Below are 18736 nucleotides of genomic sequence, written 5' to 3' on the forward strand. Positions count from 1 at the left end.
GTCCCCCCCCCCCCCCCCCCCCCAGCGTTGGAGAAGGTAATCTGGTAAGAACGCCCGGACAGTTGCCCCCCGCCCGCGCAGTTGACCACCGAACTCCAGCCAAGTGCTGCCGCCCCCTGTGCGCTTCCGAGCATTGCTGCTCCAGCGAGTGCAATTACCGCCAAGACGCGCGGCGTCTTTCTGCGCTTGGATGTCATGCTGCAACTCAACTTCCTCGTTGACTCGTCTGACCGCGGTTTCGGCCGAAAATATCGATGGGACCTGGCATTTGTCAAGAGGGATCTGATCTAGAAACCTGCACGGCTGGCCAGCTCCCGACCCGCAGGCGCGAACGGGCGTGCGCCGATCGAGACGCACCGAGCACACTCGCGATCCCACCCGAGTCCGCGCGCCCCGAGCTCGATGCGCAGACCTTGGCCACGGCGAGAGATCCCACATGCGCTCCCGCTCAGAGACGGGTGTCGAAGCCACCGTTCGCGCCGTTCCTCTCCCGATGATGCGAACCGGACTGCGGACACCGCGGGGGTCAACACATCCTGGCCGGGTCGTCAGTCAAGGGCGCCTCAAAGGGATGGGCGCGCTCGCGGCGTCGGCGGTCCGCCCTAGGCTCGGAGAGTGACGAGCGCCCGCGACACCCTGAACCGCGACATCCTGCGGCTCGCCGTGCCGGCGCTCGGCGCGCTCATCGCCGAGCCGCTGTTCCTCATCGTCGATTCGGCGCTCGTCGGGCACCTGGGCGTCGTGCCGCTGGCCGGCCTCGGGATCGCCTCGGCGGTGCTGCAGACGATCGTCGGCCTCATGGTGTTCCTCGCGTACTCGACGACCCCCGCCGTCGCACGCCGGTTCGGCGCCGGCGACGCGTCGCGCGCGGTATCGGTGGGCATCGACGGCATGTGGCTCGCCCTCGGCCTCGGCGCGGTGCTCGCCGTGGTCGGCTATCTCGCGACACCGTTCGTCGTCACGCTGTTCGGCGCACCGGCCGCGGTCGCCGAACAGGCAGAGGTCTACCTCGGCGTCTCGATGTGGGGCCTGCCCGCGATGCTCGTCGTGTTCGCGGCGACGGGCCTGCTGCGCGGCATGCAGGACACGGTGACGCCGCTGTGGATCGCGGGCCTCGGCTTCGGCGCCAACGCGCTGCTCAACTGCCTGTTCATCTACGGCTTCGGCTGGGGCATCGCGGGCTCCGCGTTCGGCACGGTCGTGGCGCAGTGGGGCATGGTGGCCGCGTATGTGGTCGTCGTAGGCAGGCTCGCACGCCGGCATGAGGCATCCATCCGCCCCCAGCGCGACGGGGTGAGCGGGTCGGCGAGATCGGGCGGCTGGCTGTTCCTGCGCACGGTGTCGCTGCGCGTCGCGCTGCTCGCCACGGTGGCCGTGGCGACGGGGCTCGGCACCGAAGAGCTCGCCGGCTGGCAGGTGGCGTTCACGATCTTCTCGACCTCGGTGTTCGCGCTCGACGCCCTCGCGATCGCCGCGCAGGCACTCGTGGGCAAGGGCCTCGGCGCCGAGGACCCGCACACCGTGCGCCGCGTGCTCGGCCGCACCGTGGCCTGGGGCGCGTGGTTCGGCATCATCACCGGCGTCATCATCGGCGCGCTGTCGGGCGTCATCGGGCTGCTGTTCACGGGGGATGCCGTGCTCGCCGCGCTCGTGCAGCCCGCGCTCATCGTGCTCGCCGTCGCCCAGCCGGTGTGCGGCGTGGTGTTCGTGCTCGACGGAGTGCTGATCGGCGCCGGCGACGCTCGCTACCTCGCGATCGTCGGGGTGCTGAATCTCGTGCCGTTCGTGCCGGCGCTCGTGATCATCGCCGTGCTGCAGCCGACGGGGGCGGCCGGACTGGCGTGGCTCGCCGTCGCGTTCTTCGGCGTGTACATGCTGGCGCGCCTGTTCACCCTGGGCTGGCGTGTGCGCGGCTCGACATGGATGACGGTCGGCGCCTGACCCTTCCTCCCCAGCCGGCGCATCTGCGGCGGTCTCCACAGTCGCGGCGATGGCAGTCTGCAGCCCCGGCGCGCCGTGACAATCTGGGCGCGCCGGGCCAAGATGAAGGAGTGCTGACCATGACGGAACCGCAGGTGTGGACGTTGATCGGCGTCTTCGCGGCAGCGATGTTCGGCCTGATCACGATCGTGTCCACGCTGTTCATCAATGTCGTACGCAGCGAGATCCGCGGGCTCGACGCGAAGCTCACCGTCCGCATGGACAACCTCGACCGCGACGTGCAAGCGCTCATGCGGCATACCTTCGGCATCGACCGGGACTGACCCCCGTCCGGCCTCACGCCCAGCGGCGGCACCACTCGTACATGACGACGGCGGCGGCCGCGCTCGCGTTGATGGAGCGCGTCGAGCCGTACTGCTCGATCTCGACGGTGGCGGACGCCGCCGCCAGCGCCTCGGGCGAGAGCCCCGGCCCCTCCTGCCCGAACAGGAGCACGCACGCCTCGGGAAGGTCGGCCTCGGGGAGCCGCACCGAGCCCTCGACGTTGTCGATCGCGATGATCGGGAGGGATGCCGCAGCCGCCCAGTGGGCGAACGCCTCGACGGTCTCATGGTGTCGCACGTGCTGGTAGCGGTCGGTCACCATCGCGCCGCGGCGGTTCCAGCGGCGTTTGCCGATGATGTGCACCTCGGCAGCGAGGAACGCGTTGGCGCTGCGCACGATCGAGCCGATGTTCATGTCGTGCTGCCAGTTCTCGATCGCCACGTGGAAGCCGTGGCGGCGCTCGTCGAGGTCGGCGACGACGGCGTCCATCGTCCAGTAGCGGTAGCGGTCGACGACGTTGCGGGTGTCGCCGTTCGCGAGCAGCTCGGGATCGTAGCGCGGATCGTCCGGCCACGCGTCTGGGCCGCCGGGCCACGGCCCGACGCCCACCGGCAGCGTCGGCTCGACCGGTTCGGCGTGCGCCGCGGAGTCGGGTGAGGTCACCGGGACAGGTTATCCGCCGCTGTCGCGGCCGGCTCTTTTCGGTCACCCGAAAAGCGTGTACGTTTTCGGTATGCCGAAAACGGGGATGCTTCCGGATGCCGCCACCGCCGCGCGCCGTCCCCCGAGCCTGCCGCGCGCGGCGTGGCTGATCGGCCCCGCCCTCGTCGCCGGCGTCGCGTATCTCGATCCCGGCAACGTCGCGAGCAATATGACGGCAGGAGCCCGGTATGGGTACCTGCTGGTGTGGGTCGTCGTGCTCGGCAATGTCATGGCCTGGCTCATCCAGTACCTCTCGGCCAAGCTCGGGATCGTCACCGGCCGGAGCCTGCCCGAGACCCTGGGCGCCCGCATCCGCCGTCCGTGGGCGCGCCGCGCGTACTGGCTGCAGGCCGAGCTCGTGGCGATGGCGACCGACATCGCCGAGGTGATCGGCGGCGCCGTCGCCCTGGACCTGCTGTTCGGCGTGCCGCTGGTCTGGGGCGGCGCCATCACCGGCGCCGTGTCGATCGCGCTGCTGCTCATCCAGTCGCGGCGCCGCCCGCGCACGTTCGAGTTCGTGGTGATCGGACTGCTGGCGATCATCGCGCTGGGCTTCTCGTTCGGCGTGCTGGTCGCACCGCCCGATGCGGCCGGCGTGGTCAGCGGCCTCGCGCCCCGGTTCGAAGACACCGGCTCGGTGCTGCTGGCCGCCTCGATCCTCGGCGCGACGATCATGCCGCACGCGATCTACGCCCACAGCGCCCTCGCGCGCGACCGCTTCGCCCCCGGTGCCCGGCCACCGCGCGAGCACCCCGGCGGCCGTCCGGCGAGTGACCGCACCGCGCCCGACCCGACGCTCGACGAGCTGCGCGGCATCCCCACCCGGCGGCTGCTGCGCGCCACCAAGTGGGACGTCACGATCGCGATGCTGATCGCGGGCACGGTGAACCTGTGCATCCTGCTGCTCGCGGCGGCCAATCTCGCGGGCGTGCCCGGCACAGACTCGCTCGAGGGCGCCTACGCGGCGCTCTACGCCGGGCTCGGCCCCGTCGTCGCGACGCTGTTCGCGGTGGGTCTGCTCGCGAGCGGCCTGGCGAGCACCTCGGTCGGAGCGTACGCGGGCGCCGAGATCATGCACGGGCTGCTGCACATCCGCGTGCCGCTGCTCGCGCGTCGACTGGTCACCCTCATCCCCGCGCTCGTGATCCTCGCACTCGGGTTCGACCCGACTCTCGCTCTGGTGCTCAGCCAGGTGGTGCTGTCGTTCGGCATCCCGTTCGCGCTGGTGCCGCTGGTCGCGTTGACCGCGAACCGCGAAGTGCTCGGCGGGTACCGCAACCGGGTCTGGACGACGATCGCGGGGGTGGCGGCATCCATCTTCCTCATCGCGCTCAACGGGGTGCTGCTGTGGCTGGTGCTCACCGGGGCGTGAGCGGCGACCCACGCGCGACCGGGGGGTTGTGGCCCGGCGCCGAGGTGGGTAGCTTGACAGGCCCGCAGAGCAGAGGAGCCCCGTGCCCGATCCGCAGAGTGCCCTGCCGGCCGAGGTCGAACGGTGGGTGCGCGAGCGCGCCGGCGCCGCCCATGTCGTCCGTGTCGAGACCGAGCCGCTCACCGGGGGCGCAGTCTCGCCCGCCGTACGGCGGATCCGCGTGGCGCTCGACACCGGCGCCGGACTGGAGCTCGTGCTCAAGACGGCGACGCCCGCAGAGGTCGCCGGGCTCAGACATGCCCAGGCCGCGCGCGACGCCCGCGGGGTCATCCCCGAACTCGTCGCGTCCGGCGACGACTTCGTCGTCCTCCCCTACGCCGCAGGTGAGCCGCTCGGCGAGCGCCCGCTGCCGAACGATGCGGTCACGGCGCTCGCCGGGATGCACGCGGCCTTCGTCGGCGAGCGACCCGGCGGCGTCCCCGTCGTCGACGCGGACTGGTGGCACGCCTTGCTCGTCGACTGGGCGGTGCCACACGTGCTCGAGCATCGGGGCTCGCACGGACCGGAGCTCATCGAGCGGGCGGTGCGCGTGCTGCAGCACGCCGCCGGGCACCCGGGCGTCGGGCCGTTGCTCGCGCGCGTGCCCGCGACGCTGCTGCACGGCGATGTGCACGGCGGCAACGTGCTCGTCGGCCCCGAAGGGAGCAGGCTGATCGACTGGGGCAGCTCCCGTGTCGGTCCGGCGATGCTCGACCTCGCGAACACGCCAGATCCGGACGGCTCGGTGACGCGCCTGTACGCCCGCGCCCGCGCCCGGGCTTCGGCTCCGCTGGAGGCGCACGAAGAGGAGCTCGGACGCGCGTGGGCCGCCGTGCAGATCCCGCTGCAGTACCTGCCCTGGACGATCGCGCACGGCCCGATGCCCGCGGCAGCCGAGGCGCTCGACCGCGCCGAGGCGGCGCTGTCGGCTCTGCCGGCCCTCGACCGCTGAGACCCCGCGGGTACCCTTGGGGCCGTGCCCTCACCCGCGGTCGATGACTACCTGAAGACGATCTACCACCACACCGAGTGGCAGGACGACCGCATCACGCCGTCGCAGCTGGCCTCCGAGCTCGGGCTCGCGCCGTCGAGCGTCACCGAGATGGTGCAGAAGCTCGCCGCGCAGGGGCTCGTGACCCACCGCCCGTACGGGCCGGTGTCGCTGAGCGAGGCCGGCGAGCTGCGCGCCGCGGCGATCATCCGCCGCCACCGGCTCATCGAGACCTGGCTGGTGCGCGAGTTCGGCTACGCGTGGGACGAGGTGCACGACGAGGCCGAGGTCCTGGAGCACGCCATCAGCGACCGCCTGCTCGAGGGCATCGACGAGAGACTCGGACGCCCGCGCTTCGATCCGCACGGCGATGCGATCCCCGATGCCGCGGGTCACGTCCACCGCGAGCCGTTCGTGCTGCTCGGCGCGGCGCCGGCGGGTCACGTCGGCCGCGTGCTGCGCGTGAGCGACCGCGACCCCGACCTGCTGCGCGCCGTGGAGGCGTCCGGCGTGGCCGTCGGCACGACGGTGACGGTGGTGGATGCCGCATCTCTGCGCCTCGACGACGCCGAGGTCGTCCTGCCCGCAGCCGCCGCCGATGCCGTGTGGCTGAGCGCCTGACCGTCAGTGCGCGGCGGCCGGCGGCATCCCCCCGCACAGGCGCCTGACCATCGGCACTCCGGACGCCCAGGCCGGCGGCATCCCCCGCACAGAATCGGATCCGCAGGTGCGGAGCCGTCGGGCGACACGCCGTGCAGGGGACCGCGCATTCGGCGTGTCTCTCGCTCGCTCCGCAGGCGCGGATCCGATTCTGTGCCGGGACCCTGCGGGAGCGCGCAGCGGGCGGCGGAAGCGCGAGTGGCGAGCCGGAGAGGACAGGCCGAGGCGGGCGGGCGGACGGACCGGCGACGGTCAGCGCCGCGCGGCGACGGCCGCGGCCTGGGCGAACGGCCACGCCACGCCGGTCGCGGACTCGGCGAACGACCACAGGCGCGCGGCGATCTCGGGGTCGCGCGTGACCTTGGCGGCCGTCTGCCGACGGGGCTCGCCGCGCGAACCGGTGCGCGGACCCCAGAACTCGCCGCCCTCGATGTCGGCATCGACGATCGCGCGTACGAGCGGCCATGCGCCGTGCTCTTTGGACTGCGCGGCCACGGCCTGCAGGTTGTCGGCGAAACGCTTGGCACGGGACGGTTCGTTCACGCCGACGATGCCGGGCGTGCGGCCGCCCGTCGAATAGCCGGGGTGGGCGACGACGCTCTCGACCGGCACGCCCGCGTCGCGCAGGCGCCGGTCGGCCTCGAAGCCGAACGCGGTCGTCGCCACCTTCGACTGCACGTAGGCGCGCCACGCGGTGTACCCGTCTTTGAGCTGCGGGTCCACCGGGTCGTAGGGGGTGAGCGCTGTCGACATGCTGCCCACCCACACCATGCGCCCCGAGGCGCCGGCGAGCGCGGTCAGCAGCTCTCCGGCGAGCGCGAAGTGGCCGAGCGCGTTCGTGGCGAACACCACCTCGTGCCCGTCGATCGTGGTCTCACGGGTCTTCGGCGCATGGACGATCCCCGCGTTCAGCAGCACGCCGTCCAACGGCCCGCGACCGCGCACCGATGCCGCCGCGGAGCGCACCGAGCCCAGGTTGGACGTGTCCAGGATGAGCGGCTCGGTGGCGTCGGGTGCGGCATCCACTCTCCGCCGGATGGCGGCCCGCGCGGCCGACAGGCGGTTCGGATGACGTGCCGACATGATGACCCTCGCGCCCGCACGCACGAGCTGCTCGGACGCGAAGTACCCGAGGCCGGCATTGGAGCCGGTCACGAGGTACACGCGACCTGACAGGTCGGGAAGGCTGCGGGGGTCCCACGTCACGGCTTCGACCCTACGCCCGCGAGGCACCTAGTCTTTACGCATGCGCACCCGGTCCGACATCGAATGCTGGCTCACCGACATGGACGGCGTGCTGGTGCACGAGAACACGCCCATTCCGGGTGCCCCCGAGCTGCTCGAGCAGTGGCGCGAGCAGGGTGTCCCGTTCCTCGTCCTGACCAACAACTCGATCTTCACGCCGCGCGATCTGTCGGCCCGGCTGCGGGCCTCGGGGCTGATCGTGCCCGAGGAGTCGATCTGGACCTCGGCGCTGGCCACGGCCGATTTCCTGCGCTCGCAGATGCCGGGCGGATCGGCGTTCGTGATCGGTGAAGCCGGCCTGACGACGGCGCTGCACGAGGCGGGCTTCATCATGACCGAGACCGACCCGGACTACGTGGTCGTCGGCGAGACCCGCAACTACTCGTTCGAGGCGATCACCAAGGCGATCCGCTTCATCGGCGCCGGCGCCCGGTTCATCGCGACGAACCCCGATGCGACGGGACCCTCGACGGAGGGCGTGCTGCCGGCGACCGGTGCGATCTCGGCGCTCATCACGAAGGCGACCGGCATGGAGCCGTACGTCGTCGGCAAGCCGAACCCGATGATGTTCCGCTCGGCGCTCAACCGCATCGGCGCGCACTCCGAGAACACCGGCATGATCGGCGACCGCATGGACACCGACGTCGTCGCCGGCATCGAGGCGGGCCTGCACACGGTGCTCGTGCTCACCGGCATCAGCGACGCCGCAGAGATCGCCCGCTATCCGTTCCGCCCCGACGAGGTGCTCACCTCCGTGGCCGAGCTGCTCGACCCCGAGCCCGTCGAGTCCGAGGATCCTCAGCTGCTCTAGTCTCTGCCGCCGCGGCATGGGAAGAGTGGATGCCGGGCGCCCGGCATCCACTCCCCCAGCGTCTGTGCTGCCCCCACCCCGGCACGCCGGTGATGAATCGGTTCACTTGCGCTGTTCGTACACGAACAACGTCGATCGGCGTACAAACAGCGCAAGTGAACACGTTCAGCGACCACGGGGATGGCGCAACCCGACCGGGCGGCGGGCTCCGCAGGGCCGACCACCCGGACGGCATCGGTCAGGCTGCGACGGGCGCCCGCACGTCGAGGTCGGCCGTGTCGAGGCGTGCGCGCACGTCGTCGTCGAGCACGAGGTCGGCGGCACCGAGCAGTTCCTCCAGCTGCGCGACCGTCGACGGGCCGATCACCGGGATCACCGGCGCCTCGCCGCCCATCAGCCACGCCAGCGCGACCTGATTGGGAGTCGCGCCGAGCTCTGCGGCCACATCGTGCAGCACGCGCACGCGGTCGCGGTTCGAGGCGTGGCGCATGGCGGGCCACATCGGCTTGTCGTCGCGCGTGAACGCTCCCTGGTGCAGGGGCGAGTACGCGGTGATCGTGAGGGGCGGGCGACCGTCGACGCCGGCCGAGGCGACGTAATCCAGCAGATCTGCCGACACGTCGTTGGTGCGGCCGAACCCGGGGCTCGGGTACACGTAGCTGTACCCCTGCTGGATCACGCCGTACGGGTCGACGCCCTGGCGCAGCGCCTCTTCGCGCGCCTCGACCAGGCGCCACACGGCGATGTTCGAGATGCCCGAGATGCCGACGAGCCCCTCGCGCTGCAGCTCGCCGAAGGCGGCGACGGTCTCGGCGACCGGCGTCTCGCGGTCGTCGACGTGCCCGTACAGCACATCGAGGCGGTCGATGCCGAGGTGGCGCAGGCTCTCGCGGGCCTCCCACGCGACGACCTCGGCCGACAGGCCCTGGAAGTTGGTCGGCTCGACGTTCTGCAGCGGCAGCGCCGGATCCTTCTTGGCGGCGCCGAGCTTGGTGGCCAGGCGCACGTCTCCGAGTCCCCCGCGGCGGGCGATCCAGTCGCCGAGCACGTCCTCGCTGTCGCGGCCGTGTCCTCCCGCCCAGGCGCTGTAGTTGTTGGCGGTGTCGACGAACGTGCCGCCGGCCTCGACGAAGCGGTCGAGGATCTGCTGCGACGTCACGGCGTCGGTGATGGTGCCGAAGTTCATGGCGCCGAGGCACAGCGTCGAGACCTCGAATGAGGTGGTGCCGTTCGAGATGGTGCGGTACTGCATGGCGGTCCTTTCGGTGGGATGACTCCATGCTGGATTGCGAACGGTCTGGGAGTACGATCCGATTCCATGGCACAAACCCAGACCAATCCGGTGGCGTGGGAGACTCTGCTCGACCTCGCCGCCTACGACGGCCCGCGTCACGTGCGGCTCGAGCTGGCGGTGAGGGATGCTGTCGCCACCGGCCGCCTGCCGTCGGGGGCCGCCCTGCCCCCGAGCCGCCTGCTCGCGGCGTCGCTCGGCGTCTCGCGGTGGGTCGTCACCGAGGTGTACGGGCGGCTCACCGCCGAGGGGATCCTCGACGCCCGCACCGGATCGGCGACGCGCGTGGCGGCCTCGGTCGCCATCACCGCGCCGCGCCCGGATCCCGCGCCCGCGGCGCCGTTGCGCCGGCCGCGCTTCGACCTCGCCCCCGGCGTGCCCGACCTGCGTCACGCGCCGCGAGCACTGTGGCTGCGCGCCATGACCGAGACGCTCGCCGAGACGCCCGATGCCGAGCTGTTCCGGCTCGACCCGGATGTGCCCGCGGCGCGCGCCGCCGTCGCGGCCTATCTGACACGCTCACGCTTCGCCCGCGCCGACGCCGACGCCGTCCTCGTCACCCACGGCGCGACGGACGGCATGCGCAGGGTCGCGCGGACGCTGCGGCTGCTCGGTCACACGGCGCTCCTCGTCGAGGACCCCTCCTGGGCACGCATGCGCCAGGTCGCCGCCACCGAGGGCCTGGCCTCGGTGCCCGTCCGGGTCGATGAGCACGGGGTCGACGTCGCGGCGCTGGTGGCAGCATCCACCCGCACCGGAGCGCGCGCGGCGCTCGTGACGCCCGCGCACCAGTTCCCCGTCGGCGCCGCGCTGTCGCCCGAGCGTCGCGAGGGACTCCTGGAATGGGCACGGGCATGCGACGGCGTCGTCATCGAGGACGACTACGACGCCGAGTTCCGCTACGACCGCCGGCCGATCGGCGCGCTGCAGGGCATGGCGCCCGACCGCATCGTGCTGGCGGGAAGCCTCAGCAAGACGGCATCCCCCGCCCTCGGCCTGGGCTGGCTGGTGCTGCCGCCGTGGCTGCAAGGGACGGTGAGGGATGCCGGCGGCCCGGCGCCCTCGACGCTCGACCAGCTCGCGCTCGCGCGGTTCCTCACGACGGGCGGGCTCGACCGTCACCTGCGGGCCGCGCGCACACGCTACCGCCGTCGGCGTGAGGCGCTGCTCGACGCGCTCGGCCGGATGCTGCCGGACTGTCGGGTCTCCGGCCTCGCCGCCGGTCTGCACGTGGTGCTCGACCTGCCGCCCGGCGTGCGGGCGGTCGACGTCGTGCGCAAGGCGGAGCGCCACGATGTGGGCCTGACCGACATCCGCCGCTATCGGGTGTCGCCCGACGCACCCGCGGCCGAGCGCCTGGTTCTCGGCTACGGCGACCTCGCCGACCCGCTCGTCGACGAGGCGGTGCGGCTGCTGGCGGCGGTCGTGCGCGAGCAGGCTCCCGCAGTTCACTTGCGCTGAACGTACGCGATTCGACGGTCTGGGCGTACAAACAGCGCAAGTGAACTGATTCAGTGGCGGGCGATAGGGTCGCGGCATGATCTCGCAGAGCGACCAGACCATCCTGTTGTGGGTGTCGGCCCTCATCGTGCTGAGCACGCTGGTCGTGCTGGTGTGGCGGCTGTGGCGAGGGCGCGGCAAGGGCGGCGACTGACCCGGTCGCTTCGGCGGCGGTCAGCGCGCGACGACCGCCTCGGCATCGACCCACCCGAGCTTGTCGGGGTTCGCGATCGAGTAGATCTGCGTGACGCGGCCGTCCTCGACGGTCAGCGTGACGACGCCGGCCAGCACGCCGTCGAGCTCCATGCGGATGCTCGGCAGGCCGTTGATCCACGTCGGCGTGGCCACCAGCGTGCCGGTGACCTTCGCCATGCTCCCCACCAGGTAGCGCGCGAGCCGGTCGGATCCGACGATCGGACGCCGGGCGGCACCGCGCACCTTGCCGCCGCCGTCAGCGACCGACACCACATCGGGCGCGAGCACGTCCATGAGCCCCTGCAGGTCGCCCGTGTTCAGGGCCGCCACGAAGCGCTCGACGACCTCCTCGTGCTCGGCGGGCCGCACCGGCACGCGCGGCCGGCGCGCGGCCACGTGATCCTTGGCCCGGTGCGCGATCTGCCGCACCGCCGCGGGGCTCTTGCCGACCGCATCCGCGATCTCGTCGTAGGGCACGTCGAACACCTCGCGCAGCACGAACACGGCCCGCTCGGCCGGCGCGAGCGTCTCGAGCACGGTGAGCATCGCGATCGAGAGGCTCTCGGCGAGTTGGACGTCCTCGGCCACGTCGGGGCTGGTGAGCAGCGGCTCGGGCAGCCACTCGCCGACGTAGTCCTCGCGCCGGCGCGACACCGTGCGCAGCTGGTTGAGCGCCTGCCTCGTGACGATGCGCACGAGGTAGGCGCGCGGCTCCAGTCCCGCCAGCGCGGCACCTGGCGCACCTTCGTCTCGTCGAGGCCGTGGTTGTGCGCCACGAAGTAGTTGTAGTCCAGGCAGAAGCTGCAGCCGATGGTCGCAGCGGCGGCCATCACGGCGTACGACGCGAGGTTCGGGTCCAGCTCGTGCCAACCCTCGGTCTTGCGCCCGATGCTCATCGAGTCCATCATGACGCCCTGGTGGTGCCACAGCACACCCAGGGAGTCGGGGACCTTGCCGGCCATCTTCCGGGCCATCGCCTTGATGGCGGCGCCCTTCAGGCCGGTGATCTCTGCGGCGGGGATGCGGGTCGAGACGGTCATTTCTTCCTCCATGGCGTGGAACGGATCGTTCTGCACATGAAGACACCGGCCGCCGCCGGTGTGTGACAGGTTCGCGCGATTACTGCGGCGCGAGTCCCAGATCGTCGAGGTCGATCGCGGCGAGCCACTGCAGGCCCTCGGCCTCGACGGCCGCCTGCGCGCCGGTCTTGCGGTCGACGATGACGGCCACCGCGATGGGCTCGGCGCCCTCGCGCCGCAGCGCCTCGACCGCCTTCAGCGCCGACTGCCCGGTGGTCGAGGTGTCTTCGACGACGATCACGCGCTTGCCGACGATGTCGGCGCCCTCGACCTGGCGGCCGCGGCCGTGGTCCTTCGGCTCTTTGCGCACCACGAACGCGTCCAGCGGCGCGTCGGTGCGTGCCGACTCGTGCATGACCGCGTTGGCGATCGGGTCTGCGCCGAGGGTCAGTCCGCCGACGGCCACGATGCCGTCGACGTCACGGATGAGGTCGAGCATGATGCGGCCGATCGCGGGAGCCGCACGGTGGTCGAGGGTGAGCCGGCGCATGTCGACGTAGTACGTCGCCTTCTTGCCGCTGGAGAGCGTGAAGTCGCCGTGGAACACCGCCTCGTCCTTGATGAGGCCGATGAGGCGCTGGCGGTCGGCTTCGAGCTCGGACGTGGAGGCGGCGGTCATGCCGTCGATTCTACGGACGGACTGGATGCCTCGCCCCGGGGCGGCCGTGTCACAACGACAGGTGCAGTCGCAACGCGTCGTCCAGAGCACCGAGCAGTTCGGCCGGCACCCAGCCCACGACGCTCGATATGCGCGCGACCGCTATCGCGCGGACCTGCTCAGCCTGCGCCTTGGAGTCCCGGGGCAGTCCGGTCTGCGCGGCAGGCAGAAGCACCTGGAAGTCGTGCACACGCGCGGTGTTCGACGTGACCGGCACGACTGTGACCACGCCGTCCGCTCTCAACGCCGCCGCGTTCGAGGTGTTGTTGCTCACCACCACGACAGGACGAGTCCGCGCCGCTTCACTCCCCATCGTCGGATCGAGCGCCGCGAGCACGATCTGCCCTCGACGAAGGAAGGGAACCGCATCATTCATGCGATTCCGTCACCGCTTGCCACGCTCCATACGTCTTCTTCGCCGGATTCTCGCCACTCCCCGAAGGCCTCGGCGTAGGCGTCCGCCAGCCGGCTCTCGCGCAGCATCCTCACGGCCTCTTGCACAGCGGCGGACCGACTCTCGAACCTGCCGTCGAGCGCCTCACGATCAAGGAACGCGAGGTCGTTCTCGCTGAGGCTCACACTCACCTTCGTGAACGACATGCATCGATGCTACCTCGGTGGCAGCGATGATGCTACCGAGGTAGCGAACGGCGAGATGATCGGCGTCGGCGGCCCCGCATAGGCTTGATCCCATGCGTCTGGCCACCTGGAACGTCAACTCGATCCGCGCGCGGGTCGACCGCATCGTCGATTTCGCGGTGCGCGAGCACATCGACGTGCTCGCGATGCAGGAGATCAAGTGCAAGACCGAGCAGTTCCCCTTCGACAGGTTCGAAGAGGCCGGGTACCACGTCGAGGCCTACGGGTTCTCGCAGTGGAACGGCGTCGCGATCGCCAGCCGCGAGCCGATCACCGACGTGCGCACCGCGTTCCCCGGAATGCCCGGCTTCGAGAAGGGGCACAACGGCCCCGACGCGCCCCAAGAGGCGCGGGCGATGGGGGCGACCATCGGCGGCGTCGAGGTGTGGAGCCTGTACGTGCCCAACGGGCGCTCGCTGGGCGATCCCCACTACTTCTACAAGCTCGACTGGCTGTCGGCGCTCGAGCAGTACACGCGCGAGTCGCTCACGGCGAACCCAGACCTGCCCCTCGCGCTCGTCGGCGACTTCAACATCGCCCCGACCGATGCCGACAACGGCGACCCGACCGTCGTCCAGGGGTTCGCCACGCACGTGTCGCCGCCCGAGCGCGAGGCGTTCGCGGCGCTGGAGGCCGCCGGGCTGCAGGACGTGGTCCGCCCCCTCATCCCAACCGGCTACACCTACTGGGACTACAAGCAGCTGCGCTTCCCCCGCAACGAGGGCATGCGCATCGACTTCATCCTCGGCTCGCACGCGATCGCCGACGCCGTGACGGGCGCCACCATCCACCGCGACGAGCGCAAGGGCGAGGCGCCGAGCGACCACGTCCCCGTGGTCGTGGACCTCGACCTCGAGGGCCCGGATGACGACGACCGTCCGATGATCTTCTGACGATGCGGATGCCGTGACCGGCGGCATCCATCGTCCGAGGGAACTCCACGAGAACTTTTTTCTCGGGGTGCGTCATGATCGCGATCCACCTGCGTCTTGCTGTGTGTCCCCCCGTTGCGCGCGGGGCCGCTCACCAGCGGTTTCCCAGCGCGTGTCGTTAGCCTGGCGCCGATCTGCCGTCGCCGGCTGAACCCCCCGAGCGCCATCCGGCGAGGAGATACGTGACCACCCCCACCCCCGCCGTCGCCGGCGGTCCGCTGCGCGAGCGCTCCGACGACGAGCTCGTCGCCGCGACGCGTGCGGGCGACGACGCCGCGTATGCGGTGCTGTGGGAGCGTCACTCCGCGAGCGGGCGCAACGCGGCCCGCGCCGTGAGCCCGAACGTCGACCCGGACGACCTCGTCTCGGAGTCGTTCACCTCGATCCTGTCGACGATCCGCAAGGGCGGCGGCCCCCAGGACGGCTTCCGTCCCTACCTGTTCGCGACGATCCGCAACGTCGCCGCCTCGTGGGGGCGACGCACGAGCGAACTGCCGCTCGACGACCTCGACGAGCGGGCCGCGGACTCCGCCGTCGAGTTCGCCGAGCTCGTCGCCGACCGGTCGGTCCTGGCGCAGGCGTTCCGCGAGCTGCCGGAGCGCTGGCGGGAACTGCTCTGGTACGTCGAGGTCGAGGGCATGAAGCCGCGAGAGATCGCGCCGCTGCTCGGCATGAGCGCCAACGCGGTGTCGGCGCTCGCGTACCGCGCGCGCGAGGGGTTCAAGCAGGCGTGGCTGCAGGCGCACATCAGCGACCCCGCCCGCCCCGCCGAATGCCGCTGGGTGTGCGAACTGCTCGTGGCCAGCGAGAAGAAGCCCGTCAAGCGGGGAGATCGCCGTCGCCTCGACGCGCACCTGCACGACTGCCAGGCGTGCCGCATCGTCGCGGCCGACCTCGAACACGTGTCGCAGAAGCTCCGCGCGGTGCTGCTGCCACTTGTCCTCGGCGGGGCTGGGGCCCTCGCCTACACCTCCGATGCCGCCCCGGCCGCGGCATCGGTGGTCGCCGGATCGCCCACCGGGGGTGGCGGGGCATCCGGTTCCGGGGGACAGGCGCCGGGGGGCGCCTCCGGCGGGGGTGTCGGCGCGGGGGGCGCCGGCACCGCTGCCGTCCCGGTCGCGGCGATCGGCGTCGGCGTCGGCGTGCTCGCCGTCGCCGCGGTGGCGGCCGTCGCGCTGGCCCTCGCACCGTCGTGGAGCCCACCGGCCGAGCAACCCGCTGCCGCCGACGTCAAGACCGCCGATCGGGATGCCGCCGACACTGCCGACGCGGCGGCCGACGACACGGCGACCGAGGTCGAGGTCGCTGAGCCGGCGGATGCGCCGCGGGCTGCGGATGACGGTGTCGATGCGCCCGTGACGTCGCCGCGTACGCCGATGCCCGAGACGCCGGACACCCTCAGCCCGGCAGCACCGGAGCCTGCGCCGGCGCCGCGGCCGAGCGCGCCGGTTCCCCAGCCGCAGCCCAGTGCACCGGCTCCCCGTCCGGAGCCTTCGCCGAGCGTTCCCGCGCCGGAACCCACCACCCCCGCGCCGAAGCCGACCGCTCCTGCTCCGGAGCCGACCAGCCCCGCGCCGGAGCCGACGCCCACGCCCACGCCCACGCCGGATCCCACACCGACACCGACGCCGACTCCCACACCGACACCGACACCGACGCCCACGCCCACGCCAACGCCCACGCCGGATCCCGAGCCCGCGGTGACGCCCACCGCACGCCTCGACACACCGGACGACCTGTCAGCACCCGTCCCGGCGCCGATCACCGGGACCGGTGTCGCCGACGCGAGCGTCGTGCTGCTCGACGAGTCCGGGGCGACGCTGGCCCGCACGACCGCGGGCGCCGACGGTCGATTCTCGGCGACCATCCCGGGCGATCTGCTGCACGAGGGCATGACGGTGCGCGCCGTGCAGACGGGCCCGGATCTGCGCCCCTCAACTCCGAGCGCACCCGTGGGGCCGTTCACCCTGGCCGTGCCGACGGTGACCTCCAGTGATGGCACCCTCGACGCCCGCCTCGAGAACCTCGACTTCGACTTCCGTGCTGACGATCTGACACTGCTGCTGAGCGGTCAGCGCGGGCAGACCGTCGCGGTGTCGGTCGACGGGCGCTGGACCGGCAATCTGCACACGCTGACCGGCGCGCCACTACGCCGCGCCGTGTATGACGTCGCACCCGGCGATCACGTGATCGGCATCCGCTATGTCGACCCCGCGACCGGTGCCGAGGGCCGCGTCTCTTACGTCACGCTGCACGTCCGCGCCCGCTGAGTTCGTCACCACTTGCTCGCCCCGCGGAGCGAGGCACGAGCGACGACGAAACGCCGCAACCCGCCCATCGGACACGGCCACCTCGCCGACTCGTGCGCGTGGCCGGGTGTCGAGAGCGGCTCACGACGTTTCGTCTCCGCTCCTTCGTCGCTCCGCTCAACGACCGGGACTTGCTCAACCGCCCATAGTGCCGGTCTGCACCGGACCCGCGGCGGGGCCGTAGCGCAGCTGCACGACGCCGAGCGGGCCCGACGTCGCCGGTTCCAGCAGCGTCACGTTCGCCGGGGCGGCGCCGTCGGGGAAGACCTTCTTGCCCTGACCGAGCACGACCGGGTAGACCCACAGCGTCAGCACGTCGAACAGCTGCTCTCGCAGCAGGGTCTGCGCGAAGTCGATGCTGCCGATGACGTGGATGCTGTCGTGCCGGTCGCGCAGCGCGCCGACCTCGGCGGCGAGATCCGGGCCGAGCTGCGACGACCCCTGCCACGGGAGCGAGGGCGTGCCGCGCGACGCGACGTACTTCGGCACGGCGTCGAACTTGCGACCGATGCCTCCCTCGGGGCCGTCGGTGTGGTTCGGCCAGTACCCGGCGAAGATGTCGTACGTGCGGCGCCCGAGCAGGAGGGCGTCGAGGCCCTCGATGCCCTGCCAGATCGCCGCCCCGATCTGCTCGTCGGGGAACGGCGCCTGCCAGCCCCCGAACGGGAATCCGCCCGACGGGTCCTCTTCCGGACCGCCCGGCGCCTGCGCGACTCCGTCGAGCGTGGTGAACAGATCGATGTAGATGCGGCCGGTCATGACCGCCTCCTCTCCACAGTGGGAGCCGCCTCACGCGGCGAGCACGACCCCCGGTTCGATGCGGAACGTCTGCGCGAACCGCTCCAGCAGCGTCGCGTCTCCTGCGACGACGGCCAGCACCTCCTGGTCGATCGCCTCGGCCGGGGTGAGCTCTCCCGAGATGAGGCGACGGATGCCGGGGCCCGCGGCGAAGACCAGCTCGGGGTCGCCGGCGGTCGAGGCCTGGCCTCCGAGCTTCGGGTCGACCGGCCGTCCGGCCGGCTGCACCTGGGCGATGCGGAGTCCGTCGGCCGACACCTGCACCCGCAGCACTACATCGCCGACGTGGAGCTCATAGTCCGCCGGAGGGAGGGCGGTGGCGGCATCCATCCGAAAAGCGGTGCGCAGCGCCACCGTGAGCGAGTCCGCAGTCACGACGTCGTCGGGCTGCGGGTCGCCCATCTGCGCGAACCCCCACCGGCCGAGCGCGAGCACGATCGGCTCGAGCTCGCGGCCGTAGGGCGTCAGCTCGTAGACGAGGCCGCAGTGCAGCAGCGGAACGCGGCGCACCACTCCCCCCTCCTGCAGCTCTTTCAGCCGCGTCGAGAGGATGTTCGTCGGGATCTTGGGCAGTCCCTGCTTGAGGTCGGTGTAGCGCCGAGGGCCGACGAGCAGATCGCGGACGATGAGCAGCGCCCACCGCTCCCCGATCAGCTCGACGGCGGTCGTGACCCCGCAGTACTGCCCGTAGCTGCGGGAGGCCACTTACGCGCTCGCCTGCTCCGCCACATAGGCGTCGGGGCCCTGCTCGACGGCCTGCGGCTCCATGAAGAAGAACTCCACGCCGTTGCCGTCGGGATCGTCGAGGTCGCGGCTGTACATGAAGCCGTAGTCCTTCGGCGCGGTCGGCTCGACACCACCGGCCGCGACACCGGCGGCGATGGCCTTGTCGACATCCTCGCGAGAGTCGCGGCTGAGCGCGATGAGCACCTGGGCCTGCCCGCGTGAGGGGACGATCTGCTTGTCGGTGAAGGTCGCGAAGTAGGCCTCGGTGACTGCCATGAAGTAGACGTTGTCGTCCCACACGATGCAGGCGGCGTTCTCGTCGGTGAACTGCGGATTGATACTCGCTCCCAGCGCCGTGTAGAAGGCCTTCGACCGTTCGAGGTCGGTCGTCTGGATGTTGACGAAGATGTGCGTCATTGCCGTGCTCCTTGGCATCTGTACGGGCGCTCACCCGGTTGGTGGGCTTGCTCACCCGGTTGGTGAGCTCGTCGAACCATGGTTGCAAAAAACAAGCTTGCTTGTCA

19 protein-coding genes and 1 pseudogene are annotated in these 18736 nt (G+C 71.5%); 9 read left to right on the forward strand and 11 right to left on the reverse strand.

The window, feature by feature from the left end; translation table 11 throughout:
* The first annotated feature begins 615 nt into the window (after positions 1–615).
* Together IF188_RS14590 and IF188_RS14595 are read left to right on the forward strand one after the other, a co-directional pair.
* Positions 616–1941, forward strand: coding sequence for an MATE family efflux transporter (locus IF188_RS14590; protein WP_191172540.1), 1326 nt, complete (start codon positions 616–618; stop codon positions 1939–1941).
* A 119-nt stretch (positions 1942–2060) separates the two neighbouring features.
* Positions 2061–2264, forward strand: a complete 204-nt coding sequence (locus IF188_RS14595; RefSeq protein WP_191172541.1) for a hypothetical protein — start codon at positions 2061–2063, stop codon at positions 2262–2264.
* A 13-nt stretch (positions 2265–2277) separates the two neighbouring features.
* Here the strand turns inward: IF188_RS14595 and IF188_RS14600 are convergent, their stop codons facing one another.
* Entirely contained in the window at positions 2278–2928 is a 651-nt protein-coding gene (locus IF188_RS14600; protein WP_191172542.1) for a TrmH family RNA methyltransferase, read from the reverse strand.
* An 85-nt stretch (positions 2929–3013) separates the two neighbouring features.
* Between IF188_RS14600 and IF188_RS14605 the strand changes: the two genes are divergently transcribed.
* From IF188_RS14605 to IF188_RS14615, 3 genes are all read left to right on the forward strand, one after another.
* Positions 3014–4339: an Nramp family divalent metal transporter gene (locus IF188_RS14605; protein WP_191172695.1), complete on the forward strand. Its 1326-nt coding sequence runs from the start codon at positions 3014–3016 to the stop codon at positions 4337–4339.
* An 82-nt stretch (positions 4340–4421) separates the two neighbouring features.
* Positions 4422–5330, forward strand: a complete 909-nt coding sequence (locus IF188_RS14610) for a phosphotransferase family protein (protein WP_191172543.1) — start codon at positions 4422–4424, stop codon at positions 5328–5330.
* A 24-nt stretch (positions 5331–5354) separates the two neighbouring features.
* Positions 5355–5990, forward strand: coding sequence for a metal-dependent transcriptional regulator (locus IF188_RS14615; RefSeq protein WP_191172544.1), 636 nt, complete (start codon positions 5355–5357; stop codon positions 5988–5990).
* 291 nt (positions 5991–6281) lie between these two features.
* Here IF188_RS14615 and IF188_RS14620 read toward each other — a convergent pair whose 3' ends face one another.
* Positions 6282–7235, reverse strand: coding sequence for an SDR family NAD(P)-dependent oxidoreductase (locus IF188_RS14620; RefSeq protein WP_191172545.1), 954 nt, complete (start codon positions 7233–7235; stop codon positions 6282–6284).
* A gap of 40 nt (positions 7236–7275) precedes the next feature.
* Between IF188_RS14620 and IF188_RS14625 the strand changes: the two genes are divergently transcribed.
* The gene (locus IF188_RS14625; RefSeq protein WP_191172546.1) at positions 7276–8085 is read left to right on the forward strand and encodes an HAD-IIA family hydrolase; all 810 of its coding nucleotides are present in this window, start codon (positions 7276–7278) and stop codon (positions 8083–8085) included.
* 238 nt (positions 8086–8323) lie between these two features.
* Here the strand turns inward: IF188_RS14625 and IF188_RS14630 are convergent, their stop codons facing one another.
* Entirely contained in the window at positions 8324–9337 is a 1014-nt protein-coding gene (locus tag IF188_RS14630; protein ID WP_191172547.1) for an aldo/keto reductase, read from the reverse strand.
* Positions 9338–9403: 66 nt separating this feature from the next.
* On the opposite strand from IF188_RS14630, the gene pdxR reads away from it, so the two are divergent.
* Positions 9404–10837: a MocR-like pyridoxine biosynthesis transcription factor PdxR gene (pdxR, locus tag IF188_RS14635; protein WP_191172548.1), complete on the forward strand. Its 1434-nt coding sequence runs from the start codon at positions 9404–9406 to the stop codon at positions 10835–10837.
* Positions 10838–11050: 213 nt separating this feature from the next.
* Here the strand turns inward: pdxR and IF188_RS14640 are convergent, their stop codons facing one another.
* From IF188_RS14640 to IF188_RS14660, 5 genes and pseudogenes are all read right to left on the reverse strand, one after another.
* Positions 11051–11767 (reverse strand): sigma-70 family RNA polymerase sigma factor, encoded by a 717-nt coding sequence (locus IF188_RS14640; RefSeq protein ID WP_449560817.1) that lies wholly within the window; start codon positions 11765–11767, stop codon positions 11051–11053.
* Between the two features lie 77 nt (positions 11768–11844).
* Positions 11845–12123 (reverse strand): annotated as a pseudogene (locus IF188_RS20690) (carboxymuconolactone decarboxylase family protein); the annotation flags it as partial.
* Between the two features lie 67 nt (positions 12124–12190).
* Positions 12191–12769 carry an orotate phosphoribosyltransferase gene (gene pyrE / locus IF188_RS14650; RefSeq protein WP_191172549.1) on the reverse strand — a complete coding sequence of 193 codons (579 nt, stop codon included), beginning with the start codon at positions 12767–12769 and terminating at the stop codon, positions 12191–12193.
* A 49-nt stretch (positions 12770–12818) separates the two neighbouring features.
* A complete protein-coding gene (locus tag IF188_RS14655; RefSeq protein WP_191172550.1) occupies positions 12819–13184 on the reverse strand; it encodes a type II toxin-antitoxin system PemK/MazF family toxin in 366 nt (121 codons plus the stop codon).
* Positions 13181–13408 (reverse strand): ribbon-helix-helix domain-containing protein, encoded by a 228-nt coding sequence (locus IF188_RS14660; protein ID WP_191172551.1) that lies wholly within the window; start codon positions 13406–13408, stop codon positions 13181–13183. The genes IF188_RS14655 and IF188_RS14660 overlap by 4 nt, the downstream gene beginning before the upstream one ends.
* Before the next feature lie 92 nt (positions 13409–13500).
* Here IF188_RS14660 and IF188_RS14665 point away from each other — a divergent pair, with 92 nt between their 5' ends.
* Both IF188_RS14665 and IF188_RS14670 read left to right on the forward strand, forming a co-directional pair.
* The gene (locus IF188_RS14665) at positions 13501–14340 is read left to right on the forward strand and encodes an exodeoxyribonuclease III (protein ID WP_191172552.1); all 840 of its coding nucleotides are present in this window, start codon (positions 13501–13503) and stop codon (positions 14338–14340) included.
* Between the two features lie 221 nt (positions 14341–14561).
* Positions 14562–16649, forward strand: a complete 2088-nt coding sequence (locus IF188_RS14670; protein ID WP_191172553.1) for a sigma-70 family RNA polymerase sigma factor — start codon at positions 14562–14564, stop codon at positions 16647–16649.
* Between the two features lie 174 nt (positions 16650–16823).
* Here IF188_RS14670 and IF188_RS14675 read toward each other — a convergent pair whose 3' ends face one another.
* From IF188_RS14675 to IF188_RS14685, 3 genes are read right to left on the reverse strand one after another with little or no spacing between them, the layout of a single operon-like run.
* Positions 16824–17447 (reverse strand): dihydrofolate reductase family protein, encoded by a 624-nt coding sequence (locus tag IF188_RS14675; RefSeq protein ID WP_191172554.1) that lies wholly within the window; start codon positions 17445–17447, stop codon positions 16824–16826.
* A gap of 30 nt (positions 17448–17477) precedes the next feature.
* A complete protein-coding gene (locus tag IF188_RS14680) occupies positions 17478–18191 on the reverse strand; it encodes a winged helix-turn-helix transcriptional regulator (protein WP_191172555.1) in 714 nt (237 codons plus the stop codon).
* On the reverse strand, positions 18192–18629 hold the full coding sequence (locus IF188_RS14685; RefSeq protein ID WP_191172556.1) for a VOC family protein: 438 nt from the start codon (positions 18627–18629) through the stop codon (positions 18192–18194).
* Between the last annotated feature and the right edge of the window lie 107 nt (positions 18630–18736).

This window comes from Microbacterium helvum (assembly GCF_014779795.1).
Lineage (GTDB): Bacteria > Actinomycetota > Actinomycetes > Actinomycetales > Microbacteriaceae > Microbacterium > Microbacterium helvum.